At 43.3% G+C, this 12,957-nt stretch carries 9 protein-coding genes; 3 read left to right on the forward strand and 6 right to left on the reverse strand.

Going from position 1 to position 12,957, the window contains the following annotated elements; genetic code table 11:
- The first annotated feature begins 43 nt into the window (after nucleotides 1-43).
- A complete protein-coding gene (locus ACYVAA_RS01645; RefSeq protein WP_460538274.1) occupies nucleotides 44-1,666 on the forward strand; it encodes a purple acid phosphatase family protein in 1,623 nt (540 codons plus the stop codon).
- Nucleotides 1,667-1,704: 38 nt separating this feature from the next.
- On the opposite strand, the gene ACYVAA_RS01650 is transcribed toward ACYVAA_RS01645, so the two are convergent.
- The 6 genes from ACYVAA_RS01650 to ACYVAA_RS01675 form a co-directional block, all read right to left on the reverse strand.
- Entirely contained in the window at nucleotides 1,705-2,097 is a 393-nt protein-coding gene (locus tag ACYVAA_RS01650) for a response regulator (protein ID WP_460538275.1), read from the reverse strand.
- Nucleotides 2,066-4,699, reverse strand: coding sequence for a PAS domain S-box protein (locus tag ACYVAA_RS01655; protein WP_460538276.1), 2,634 nt, complete (start codon nucleotides 4,697-4,699; stop codon nucleotides 2,066-2,068). Before ACYVAA_RS01655 ends, ACYVAA_RS01650 begins: the two co-directional genes overlap by 32 nt.
- Before the next feature lie 310 nt (nucleotides 4,700-5,009).
- On the reverse strand, nucleotides 5,010-6,125 hold the full coding sequence (gene corA / locus ACYVAA_RS01660; RefSeq protein ID WP_460538277.1) for a magnesium and cobalt transport protein CorA: 1,116 nt from the start codon (nucleotides 6,123-6,125) through the stop codon (nucleotides 5,010-5,012).
- Between the two features lie 115 nt (nucleotides 6,126-6,240).
- Nucleotides 6,241-8,583, reverse strand: a complete 2,343-nt coding sequence (locus tag ACYVAA_RS01665) for a DNA topoisomerase 3 (protein WP_460538279.1) — start codon at nucleotides 8,581-8,583, stop codon at nucleotides 6,241-6,243.
- A gap of 72 nt (nucleotides 8,584-8,655) precedes the next feature.
- The gene (locus tag ACYVAA_RS01670) at nucleotides 8,656-9,135 is read right to left on the reverse strand and encodes a YchJ family protein (protein ID WP_460538280.1); all 480 of its coding nucleotides are present in this window, start codon (nucleotides 9,133-9,135) and stop codon (nucleotides 8,656-8,658) included.
- 572 nt (nucleotides 9,136-9,707) lie between these two features.
- Nucleotides 9,708-10,613, reverse strand: coding sequence for an NAD(P)/FAD-dependent oxidoreductase (locus ACYVAA_RS01675; RefSeq protein ID WP_460538281.1), 906 nt, complete (start codon nucleotides 10,611-10,613; stop codon nucleotides 9,708-9,710).
- 598 nt (nucleotides 10,614-11,211) lie between these two features.
- On the opposite strand from ACYVAA_RS01675, the gene ACYVAA_RS01680 reads away from it, so the two are divergent.
- Together ACYVAA_RS01680 and ACYVAA_RS01685 are read left to right on the forward strand one after the other, a co-directional pair.
- Nucleotides 11,212-11,832: an RNA polymerase sigma factor gene (locus tag ACYVAA_RS01680; RefSeq protein ID WP_460538282.1), complete on the forward strand. Its 621-nt coding sequence runs from the start codon at nucleotides 11,212-11,214 to the stop codon at nucleotides 11,830-11,832.
- A 9-nt stretch (nucleotides 11,833-11,841) separates the two neighbouring features.
- Nucleotides 11,842-12,909, forward strand: coding sequence for a FecR family protein (locus tag ACYVAA_RS01685; RefSeq protein WP_460538283.1), 1,068 nt, complete (start codon nucleotides 11,842-11,844; stop codon nucleotides 12,907-12,909).
- The last annotated feature ends 48 nt before the right edge of the window (nucleotides 12,910-12,957 follow it).

The raw sequence follows: 12,957 nt of genomic DNA on the forward strand, positions 1-12,957 counted from the left end.
TATTTTTGTTGAAGTTTTAAGTCCATTGAATTATCTTTTTCCTATGATAGCAATGCCAATCTTCAAGTTTACCAATAAAAACACCCTTTACTTTCTAATCACCTTGCTATGGATTGGGGGTTCCCCGATAGCTTCTGGCCAGACGATGGCCATCAAGCCCTATCTTCAAAATGCGGAACCGTCTGAAATCACCATCATGTGGCAGACAGATCGCGGCGAGGAAAGTGTGGTGGAATGGGGCCTGACTCCCGACCTGGGAAACCAGACAATGGGCCAATCATCGGATATAAACTTTACCGAGGCCAGGGTCCATGAGGTAAAGCTGACCGGCTTAGATAGGTTCACGGTCTACTATTATCGGGTAAAGACCGGAGATGCGGTATCGGATATTTACCAGTTCAAGACCCCGCCTTTTTCTAAAGATCGGAAATCTTTTAACCTTATCGCTATGAGCGATATGCAGATAGATCGAAATGAACCTGATAAGTTTCATGAAGTGGTCAATGAAGGGATTCTATCCTATCTGGACAAGGAGTTTGAGGGAAATGTTCCTGAAAACCTGGCCATGGTATTGATCCCGGGAGACTTGGTAGAGAATGGCGCAAAATTCCATCAATGGCAGGAACATTTTTTTAATCCCTCTGAGGACTTGTTCTCCCAGGTACCTGTTTACCCGGTGTTGGGTAATCATGAGAATCAATCCGTATTTTACTTCAAATATTTCAGTCTCCCCAAAAATGGGAGTCCTGAGTATGCTGAAAACTGGTGGTATAAGGATTACGGCAATACCCGGATTTTGGGTTTGAATTCCAATGTGGAGGATGGAATAGGCGGTACCGGCTATCAGTTGAATTGGTTGGACAAAGTGTTGGAAGATACCGAGGGGATGGATGAAATTGATTTTGTGTTTGCTCAAATGCACCACCCTCACAAGTCTGAACTTTGGATTCCAGGGGAATCGGACTTTACCGGTGAAGTGATCAAAAGGCTGGAAGCATTTACCGAAAAGACGGGTAAGCCCAGTATCCATTTTTTTGGACATACCCATGGCTATTCCAGGGGGCAATCCAAAGACCACAAGCACCTCTGGATCAATGTGGCCTCTGCCGGTGGGGCCTTGGACAATTGGGGGGAGTTTGAAGGAAAAGACTACGAGGAGTTTTCCGTTACTCAGGATGAATATGGCTTTGTCATGGTGGAGGTGGATGCCCATCCCACGGATCCTAAGTTTACCGTCAAGAGGATAAGCCGAGGAAATCAATCTCAGTTCAGGGACAATGAATTAAGGGATTCCGTTACGGTATGGAAAATGGATTATAAACCGGCCACTCCTGAACCAATCCATCCTATTGATGGCCCGGCAGAGGCCAAAGGGTTGGTTTTAAAGGCGGGAAGTTTTTCAAGTGATAGGCGAGGGGCTTTTCATGCGGCCTCGAATTGGCAAATCAGTACCAGTCCTGACTTTGAGCAGCTGGTTATGGATAGTTGGAAACAACATGAAAACTGGTATTACAATGAGAATCAGCAAAAAGATGATGACCTGACCGATGAAAAGCTGGATAAGCTATTGGAATCGGGAAAAAACTATTTTTGGCGCGTTAGGTACAGAGATCAGTACTTGAACTGGAGTCAATGGTCGGATCCGCAGCGGTTTAGGGTAGAATAAAAACTAGGGGCAATAGAGCTGGACAGTCCTTTTTATGACTATTCATGTACCAATAGCTGACGGATTTTATCAACGGAAAGTGGTTTTACAATAAAATTGTTGATGATATCATAATCCTTGGCTTTTTCGTGGTCTTTAGGGTCTATGGAACTGGAAATGATATAAACGATGACCAACTGGTCAGTTGGGATTTTGGTAAACTCATCCAGGAATTTCCATCCGTTCCAGATGGGCATATTAATATCCAGTAGGATGATTTCAGGAAGCTTTTCTCCATTGAGGATAAGCTTGGACAGGTTTTCAAAAGCTTCTTTCCCATTTTCAAAAAACATGGTATCCACTTCGAATTTGCCCAATTCGATGATTTTACGGAGCCCATAGGTATAGATGGGGTCATCATCAATGATGCAGAGACTGTTTACTTTTTTCATGTTGCAAGAAAATTTTAAATGTACTTCCTTTATTTATAGTACTTTCGACTTCTATCTTACCGCCCAATGCCTCTACCTGGCTTTTGGTGATAAACAGTCCTATTCCTCTTGATTCTGGGTGTTTGTGGAAAGTTCTGTACATTCCAAAAAGCTCTTCGCCATTTCTTTCCAAATCGATACCCAAACCATTGTCTTCAAATATCAAAACGGTATATGAACCGTCCCAAGAACAAGAAATTTTGACATAATCAGAATCGCCTTGTGAGCGGTACTTTATACCATTGGTCAGAAAATTAAGGATGATGCTGTCCAAATAAGCCTGAAGACCCAAAACTTCCACGTCCCGATCTACCGTATTGATGATGTTGACGTTGGCATCCAGGGCCAGTGCTGAAACGCTTCCAATGGCCTTTTCTATGCTTTGGTAAAGGGGAAGATACTCCAGGTTATCGTGTACCGAGGTATTGATAAGGGCCACTTCATTCAGGTGCTCAATGGTTTCAATGAGGTTTTTGGAGGCGTGTTTCAGGAGTCGATAGGCTTCCAAATCCCTGAGCGAATGGTTTTCGTTTCCGATAATGTCGATCATAAAGTCAATATTTCCGGAATGAGATTTTAGGTTATGGGATACGATGTGGGCGAAATTCTGCAGCCTGCTGTTTTGTTCCTGCGTGGTGGCAAGAAGGCTTTGGATTCGTTGTTCTGCTTTCTTTAGCTCGGTAATGTCAATGATTTGGGAAATGAAATACAGGAGGTTTCCTGATAAATCCCTGATCACGGAGACGGTGAGGATGGCATAAATGATATCTCCGTTTTTATGAAAATACCTTTTTTCCATTTGGTAGCTATCTCTTTCACCCCTCAATACCTCCTCGTAGAGCGAAACATCCGCTTCCAGGTCATCAGGATAGGTGATGTCCTGAAAGGTTAATTTCTTTAGTTCTTTGGCCTCATAGCCCAAGGTGTTACAAAGCTTTTGGTTGACTTTCAGCCAGGAGCCATCTGCGCTTACCAAGGCCATGCCGATGGCCGAATTGTCGAAATTCTCTCGGAATGAATCTTCGCTGACCCGAAGCTTTTCTTCCGTTTCTTTTTGGAAAGTGATGTTCTCGGCACTCATGATAAAGCCTCCTACCTTACCATCTGCATCGATCCAGGGGTTGGCTTCCCATTTCAGCCAATGGGCTTTGTTGTTCCTTATAAACCGAAACTCTTCCTCTTGATGTTTATCACCGATCAGACAGAAGGACCTTATTTCTTCCATTTTTTCCTTAGCTTCTGGAAAAGTGTCGGTCAGCAAGCTGTGAAGTAGCTTTTCTTCCTTTATATTAAAATCCTGCATCCACTTCTGTGAAGCAGATAGGTACTTCAGGTCAGTGTCAAACATGGCCAATGCTGCTGGGGCATGTTTGATAAACAAATGCTGCTGTTCACTGATATTTTTGGTCTTGCTGATGTCCTGATGGGTACCAAACATCATCAAAGGGCTGCCGTCCTTCGTCCAAGAAAAGATCTTGCCCCGGTCAAGTACCCAAACCCAGTGCCCTTCTTTATGCCTCATACGGCATTCGCAATGATAGTAATCGACTTTACCCTCAAAACACTTCTGAAGACTATTGCCCGATTTAACAAGGTCATCAGGGTGGGTGAATTTTTCCCAGGTCTTTATCGAAATTGGCTGAAGTTCTTCCAGGGTATAGCCAATAATATTTGCCCACCTTTCATTAAAGACCGTTTCTCCGGTCTGTACATTCCATTCCCAAGTACCTACATTGGTACCCTTGATAACATTTTTAAGTTTTTCCTTTTCCTCCGCTAGGTTGAGTTCATGGGTTTTGTGTTTATGGATGTCCTGTACGCTTCCGTAGATCCCGATGCACTTTCCTGCGGATATTTCTGGAATCCCAATGATTTTGACCCACCTTCTTTTGCCCTTGGCTGTCAGCATGGGCAATTCAATTTCATAGGGCAGGCCATTTTCCATGGCTATTTTATTGGCATGCTGGATCTGGGTCTTGCTTTCTTCATTGCTGAAAAATGATAAAGCATCCTCCAGTTCAGGGACGTAATCCTCGTCCACTTCAAGGATTTGGCGGGTGATTTTTCCCCAAAGGACTTTATTTTCAGTAAAGTTAATCTTCCAATGGCCAATAGAGGCAGCAGTGTTGCACTGTTCCAATATTTCCTCTTGGTTCTTTAAATCCGTCAAATCGGTGTGTGCCCCTAACATCCTGATAGGCTTGCCCGTCTCATCTCGAATGACCATTCCGCGGCATCTGACCCAGATGGTTTTGCCGGTTTTGTGGCGGTACCTGACAAGCTGATCGTAGGGAATGTCGGGATCTGCGCAATGTTTGTTGAAATTTTCGATGGTCAGCTTTAGGTCTTCTTCAAAAATAAGGTCCTGCCAAGCAGAAGCCTTATGGGGCATTTGGTCCGGATCGTAGCCCAATGTTTGCCAAAACTTTTCGTCCATCCATTCGTTTTCGGGATTTTCCAGGTCCCAATACCAAAGTCCGTCCAAAGAGGAATTTTGGATAAATTTAAAGATACCAAGATCCTTTTGTAATAAGTCTTTTAGTTCTTTTTCTAGGTAATTCATTGGCACTCGTGGTTTTACTACTGAGTCAAGGGGAAATAGGTCTCACTACTTTCCAGTCCTTATCAGCTTATGGGGTTTATTAAGTTGGACAAAAGCAGCATGTTGTGGATGCAGGCACCTGGCTTTATCTATTGTGAAATACATTATCAAATTTGACAATTGACCTGATGGTGGATTTACCGGAGGTTAAACTATTAGTAATCAAAACGCTAATCCTAAAATCAAAAGCTAATTTTGTGACCATGGCCGCTTACCAAACTGTTTTAATGTTCTTTAATTCATTTAATCTATAATTTAATTAAGAAAAATCTTAAAACCATTTTTTCTTTTTGAAATAAATTAGCATTCCTATGGCTACCGCCACCATGACTCCCCACATGATAAAGTAACTGTATTCATAATGTAACTCGGGGACCACATCAAAGTTGGTTCCATATATCCCGGCGATGAAGGTCAGCGGAATGAAGATCACCGAAAAGATGGTCAGGAACTTCATGATATCGTTTAGCTTTGCGCTGATGGTGGTATGGTAAATATTGAGCTGGTCCGAAAGCATCTCCCGGTAACTGTCCGAAGCATCACTGGCCTGGCCAATGTTTTCCTGAAGCTCTTTATAGTGAATGTCACTTTCGTCTTCAATCAGGTCAGTGTCCAGTTTGTTCAGCGCAAGGATCATTTCTTTGGCCGGTTTTACATTTTTTCGGATAAAGTTCAGTTCCCGCTTATAAATGTTGATTTCATCGATGACGTTTTTTTCCGGGGAAACGAGCAGGGTTTCTTCCAGGTTCTCGATTTTTTCCCCCAGGTTTCCCAAGATGTAGATATAGTTGTCTATCACGATGTCCAATAGGGTAAAAGCAAGATAGTCCGTTCCCGAATTGCGGATTCGTTTTCGTTGTTTTCTGATCCTTTCCCGCACGGGTTCAAAAACATCCCCTTCCACTTCTTGAAAAGAAATCAACACATTTTCAGTGATGATCAAACTCAGGTTTTCGACGGAAATACGGTTTGAATTGCTTTCATACTGCAGCATTTTGAGTGAAAGGAATATGCTGTTTTCATATTCCCTGACCGTAGGGCGGGCTTGGGTGTCCATGACATCGGAAAGGATCATTTTTTCCAAGCCAAAACCGTCGGCAATCTGCTGCATCATTTCTGCATCATGCAATCCATCGATGTTTAGCCAGGTAACGGTTGGCTTTTCAAGGTATTGAAAAGCTTCTGAAATGTCGCCGAGTTCCTTTTCTTCGAGCTTGTTTCCGTCAAAATCGATTAATCGGATTGTTACTTTTTCTGCTTTTCGTACCCCTCGAAACAACAAGGCATCCGGAGAAAGGCCAATTTCCTGTTTTTGTTTTTTGATAAGGTGAAATGGACTGTTGGGCAGTTGTATTTTGGGCTTTAGCGAAAATTTAGGTTTTTTCATGTGGAAAAAGTTCGATTAACTAGTTACTTGATAATTGGCGTTAAAACTAATATAGGAAGAATATTTGGAAAGAGTGGACAGTCCACGGTTGACTGCCGACTGTCGACCGTGGACCCTAAGTACTGATGATCTTGAGGACCAGTTCCCGGGTAAGGGGCTGCCCGTTTGCTCTGTTTTTGATGTCCTGAAAGGCAAATCTAAAGTCACAGCCTGCCTTCCATTCACTGCAGCCATAAGCCGTTTTTCCTTTGATGATGCGGCCTTTTTTGCATTTGGGACAAGGAGGCATCGCATCACTTTTGGCTTTTTTGGGACTGGCGGAGGCTGGCTCAAAGGTGATTTCAAAAGTAGGGGTCAATTTTAACGTGCCATCCACTTTTTCTCCGTTCTGAACAAAACCTTTCAGCTTGGTCGTGGCATTTTTCTCGATCAGCCTTTGCACCTGCTTGTCGGTCAGTTTTTTGTCCATAAACTTAAAGGGAAGACGTAGTTTACAGCCAGCCTTCCATTGGCTGCAGCCATAGGCCGATTTTCCCTTGATGATGTTCCCCCGTTGGCATTTGGGACAGGTGACTTCCGTTATGTTTTTGGCGGCCGTTTTTGTGGAGCTTGTTTTTTTCTTGGAGCTGGCTTTTTTCTTCTCCTCTGCCACAGGTTCGGGGGAAGCTAACCGGGGTTTGCCCGATTCGGTTTTGACTTCATGGACCAAGGCTGCCACCATCTGCTTCATATTATTGATAAACTGAATGGCGCTGTAGGCTCCTTCTTCAATTTCCTTGAGCTGTTTTTCCCACTGTCCGGTAAGCTCAGCTGATTTCAACAGCTCGTTCTGGATGGTTCCGATCAGCTGTATACCCATTTCGGTTGGGATGATCTGTTTTTTGCGGCGTTCGATGTATTTTCTACGGAACAGGGTCTCGATGATGCTTGCCCGGGTGGAAGGCCTGCCTATGCCGTTGGCCTTCATCAGGTCACGGAGCTCTTCATCTTCCACCTGTTTTCCTGCCGTTTCCATGGCCCTGAGCAGCGAGGCTTCTGTGTAAAACTTGGGAGGTTTCGTGGTCTTTTCTGTGAATGAAGGCTCATGTGGCCCATGTTCCCCTTTTTCAAAAGAAGGAAGTATTCCTTCTTCATCTTCTTCCTTGCTGTCCTCTTCCTCTTTGCTTTTTTTGCTTTCCTTAGGGAAAAGTACTCGCCATCCTTCCTCAATGATCTCTTTGCCTTTGGCTGAAAACAGCACTTTTTCCACTTCGGCGGTTACTGCTGTTTTGGCCACCTTACAGTCCGGGTAGAAGACCGCAATAAACCTCCTGACAATAATGTCATAGACTTTTTGTTGTGCCTGGTCCAGTGGCTTTTGTTCTCCTGTAGGAATGATGGCATGGTGGTCGGTGACCTTTTTATCGTTGAAAACTTTGGGTGATTTCCTGATTTTTTTGCCTAACAATGGAGCGGTGAATTCGGAATAATTGCTCAGGCCTTTTAGGATTCCAGGTACTTTGGGATACATGTCATTTGGCAGAAAAGTAGTGTCTACCCTTGGGTAGGTGACCACCTTCATTTCATACAGTTTCTGTACGATTTTCAGGGTGTTATCTGCCGTGTAGCCAAATTTATTGTTACAATAGACCTGTAAGCTGGTAAGATCAAATAGCTTGGGGGCATATTCTTTACCGTCCTTCTTTTCGATATCGGTGATATACAGGTCTTTACCTGTGACCAGTTCCAGGAGTTTTTCGCCATCTTCCTTATTGAAGAACTTTCCTTCGCTGCTGTTAAATTTGGTTTCCCGGTAAATGGTCTGCAGCTCCCAGTACGGTTCGGGTTTGAAGTTTTCGATTTCAAAGTGCCGTTGTACCAGCATGGCCAAGGTGGGTGTCTGTACTCGCCCGATGGACAGGACCTGTTTGTATCCCCCGTATTTCAGGGTATAAAGCCTGGTGGCGTTCATTCCCAAAAGCCAATCCCCTATGGCCCTGGAACTGCCGGCATAGTAGAGGTTATCAAAATCCTCGGCCGGTTTAAGCTGGTCGAAGCCGGACTGGATGGATTCCGTGGTCAGGGAGGAAATCCAAAGCCGCTGGACTGGACCCTGGTATTTGGCCTGTTTCAGCACCCACCGCTGGATCAGTTCCCCTTCCTGCCCCGCATCCCCGCAGTTGATGACGATGTCTGCTTTATTCAATAGATCCCTGATGATCTTGAATTGCTTTTTCACTCCGTTGTCTGAAATGATCTTGGTTTCAAAGCGCTGGGGCAACATGGGAAGGGTATACAGGTCCCAGCGCTTCCAGCTGGGATCGTAATCCTCGGGAGGAAGCAGGGAACAAAAATGGCCAAAAGTCCAGGTGACCTGATAGCCATTGCCCTCAAAGTAACCGTCTTTTCGGCTTTTGGCTCCGATGACTTGGGCAATTTCCTTGGCGACACTGGGTTTTTCGGCGATGCAAACTTTCATGGGCAATATAAAAGCCGGCTTTACTTCAGCCGGAAATGAAAAGGGAAATTCAAAATTAGAGAAGGAAATCTATTAAGCACAACATTTCTTATACTTCTTGCCGCTGCCACAGGGGCAAGGAGCATTCCTGTTGATTTTTGGGCTGGTCACAGGACCGGCAGCCGGATAGGTTCCGCTTACATAGTACCAATGACCTTCCTGTTTGACAAAGCGCGATATTTCATGGTGCACCTGCTCTTTACGGTTATGGTCCAAAAAATAGGCTTTGAATTCCACTGTTCCTTCGGCGTCGGTTTTCAAACCGTTTTGGGTGGACAGGATCTCCAGCTTTGTCCAACGGTTCGTGGTAGCCCATTCCTTAATGTCCTCAACATTTGTATGTGGTCTGTTAGGTGGAAAAGTGCTTTGATATAAGTAGGCAGCATCGATCAGGCAATATGCCGTAAACCTGGACCGCATAAGCTCCTCTGCCGTAGCAGCAGAAAATTGGTCGATGATAGGTTGACAACATAAGGCTAATGGCTTTCCTGAGCCGCAGGGACAATGGGACATTATTGTGTTCTTGGAAGATTAAACTACTTGCAAAGATATCTGATGAATAGAGGGAAAAAAGGGTAATTGGAGGAAAAAAATTATAGGTAACTATCTGCAATGATGTCAGTATTCTAAAATGTCAAAATTTTATCTGGCTATTCGGGATTTTGCACGTTGTACAAATGAAACAAAATACTTAACTGAAGTTTTTCTAAAGGCCTTTGGAGCCTTCGTTTTTGGGACAGTTGGTGGAGGCGTTAAGAAAATGAGTTAGCTCGCGAAGTGGACGAGCGAGATCCACTCATTTTTAGCCTACAGCAAATGGCACAAAATCAAATTGAGGCAAACTGATCGTAATCGAAAACCAATTCACTCAATTTGAAGAAAGCTCCGTGGCCTAGATTTTCTGTTCTTTTCATCAATGGAAATGCGTAGCATTCATGAAGACCTTCAAAAACAAAACAATTCCTGAATAAAAGAACAGAAAACAATAAGAACCTTATAAGATTTGATTACATCCAACATTACAGATATTCATATTATTATATTTGACTACTTTCAGAGAAGAAAGATAGTAAGCCTAAGAATGCTTAGTTTTCCATCACCAGGTCAAAATTAATGGCAGCACCCGCCCTGGTGCCTGCAGCAACAGCTATGGAAACAGCCCTTTCATGACTACTGTTGTCCCCGGCAGCATAAATGCCCGGCACAGTGGTGGCTTGTTTCTCGTCTACCACCAAGAAACCTTTGTCATTGAGGGCACATCCAAGTTTTTCCGGCAGCGTACAACTTTGAAGGTAGGGGATTTTGGCATAAAGTGCAGAGACCTTTAAGGCAGTCCCGTCTTCAAAATTAATGGCTGCTATTTGGCCGCCATCGTGGCTGAGGGAGATGATTTTGTTTTCCTTTATCGGGATGTTTTTCTCTGCCAATGTTGCTTTTTGACTATCGGTCAGGGTAGGTGCTCCATGGGTCAACAGCGTCAGTTGATCGGTCCAGTTGGTAAGAAATAGGCTAAATAGAAAAGCCATTTCACCATTTGCCAGAATAGCTGTCGGCTGATTTTTGACCTCATAGCCGTGGCAGTAAGGACAGTGGATGACTGATTTGCCCCAACATTCCTTAAACCCAATGATATCGGGCATTTGATCCTTGATGCCTGTAGCAAATAATATTCTTTTGCCAAAATAGCTGGCGCCAGAAGCCGTGGAGATTTTAAAAAAGTCCCTTTCTTTGGCAGCGTCGGTCACCAGATCTTTTTTAAAACTGACCGTGGGATACTTTAAGACCTGTTCTTTTCCAATAGTGGAGATTTCTGAGGGTTTTCTACCGTCCTGGGTCAGGAAATTATGGGAATGCGGTGTCTGTATATTGCAAGGTTGGCCTGAATCAAGTATCAGCACAGTTTTCAGAGATCGCCCCAAGGCCATGGCAGCAGAAAGTCCTGAGTAACTTCCCCCGACAATAATTACATCGTAATAAAAGTTTTCTTTCATTTTTAGATTGGTTATAATAATTTAAGAAGAATGATATTAGATTATATGCAACAGTGTTGCGTATGGTAAAGTTCGAATATTGTATTTCTTTATAAATTATTCTGACTATCCCGAATTTTGCATGTAGTACAAATGAAACAAAATACTTAACTGAAATCCTTCTAAAGGCCTTTGGAGCCTTCGGTTTTGGGACAGTTGATGGAGGCGTTAAGAAAATGAGTTAGCTCGCGAAGTGGACGAGCGAGATCCACTCGTTTTTAGCCTACAGCAAATGCACAAAATCAAATTGAGGCAAACTGATTGTAATCGTAAACAAACTCACTCAATTTGAAGAACCTGTCCCGACTACTGTACGGGAGGCTCCGTGGCCTAGATTTTTGGTTCTTTTCATCAATGGAAAAGAACAGGAATCTTATAAGATTTGGTTACGTGCAACATTGCGGATACACAGATAAATTATTTTGGAATGTCTATTACTATGATTTAGGCTGTTCAAAATCGAAAAATTTTAATTTTTTTTTCTGATTTATGGGGTCGTTTGGGGTAAATTCTATCTCTTTATGTTACCTGATGGCAATAGTGCCAAATTTAAGTTTGCATGAAACCCGATAAATCACCTGAAATAACCGCAAAAGCCCAAAGAAGATACTCTGAAACGGAGTACCGTGAGATGTCTGATGAATTGATTTGGGAGTCCTTCAATAAAGGCAATGAAGGAACTTTCAATTTTATCTACCAACATTTCGCTTCCGACATGTTTGCCTTTGGCTATCAATTTTGTGGAGACAGCCATTTGGTAGAGGATTGCATCCAAAATGTGTTCATCTATTTGAGAAAGAGGAGAGGGGAATTGGGAGCGGTGAAAAGTATCAAATCGTATCTTTTTAAGTGCATACAATCCGAGATCATCAAGCGGTTGAAGCAGCAGGGGATATTGGTTGACGCGGAGGAAATCCAGTACAAGAAGGCTTTTGATATCGCATTGTCCCCGGAGACCATAATGATAGAATCCGAATCTCAACAGCATCAACGCCAGCTAATTAATCAGGCACTTGACAAGTTGACCGCACGTCAGAGAGAAGCTTTACTATTATTATATGAAGAGGAAATGAGCTACAGCCAAATAGCCGAGGTGATGGGGTTCAATGAAGTGAAATCAGCAAGAAAACTGATTTATAGGGCTTTGTCCAGTTTGAAGGAAGTGATTAGTCCAAAGTAAGTGTTAACAATGAAGGAGAATAAAAACATTGTAAAATATAGAGACTATGACCTGGAAGATTTTCTAGGGGATGAATTTTTTATTGCCTGGGCCAAGAACCCCAAAGGGGAAGAAAACCATTTTTGGGAAAAGTGGATAGCTGAAAATGTGGACAGAAAAGAAACAGTAACGCAGGCTGCTTCCATCATTCGGTCCCTGGGGTACAAGGATAAGCCCAAACTGTCCGATAGCGCTTATGTTGAGATTTTTGAACAGGTATTGAAATCCGGCGCCAAAGAAGAAAGTTTAAAGAAGCAGGCTAAAAAAAGTATCAGCTGGAGACCCTTTTCAGTGGTTTATAAAGTGGCGGCAGCCATTCTGGTGGTATTGTGCTCTTGGTTGGTTTTTCAGACTTATCTGGTACAGGAACCAGTGATAGAGGCTCCTATAAATTGGAGAGTCAGTGAAAACCAAGCCGGGGTCCGCTCGACCATAAGGTTGGGAGATGGATCTGTCATCAACCTTAATTCCAACAGTAAACTGACCTTTTTGGAAAAGTTTTCGGACACCTTGCGGCTGGTAAAATTGGAAGGGGAGGCTTTTTTTGATGTACAGAAAGATGGAAGGCCTTTTATAGTGGATTTGGGAAGCAGGCAGGTAGAAGTTATGGGAACCACCTTTAATGTAAAAAGCCCTGGGAATGGAGGGCTGGCCGTTGCACTGGTTTCGGGAAAAGTGAAGGTCAAAGACCAATCTGGAAAGCAAGTGATTCTGAAGCCTGCAGAAATGCTAATGATAGAACAAAACGGTGAATTTCTGCTGAGCAGCTTTGACCCTATTGAAATCTCTGGTTGGAAGGACAAAATACTGGTGTTCAAAAATGACAGCAAGGATGAAATTATTCAAAAGATAAACGATTGGTACGGCGTGGTGATCACATGTGATCCGGAGATAGGTGATAGCTGGGCCTATTCTGGCGAATACCACAATGAATCCCTTGAGAATGTACTGGAAGGCATCAAAAGAACCCTTGGGATCGATTATACAATCAATGGAAAGAAAGTCAGACTGATAAAAGAAAGTAGATCGGGTAACTGATGATAGATATTAAGTATCAAGACCCAAGTACCAAGACCCAAGTACCAA

The sequence above is a fragment of the Echinicola sediminis genome, from assembly GCF_054777495.1.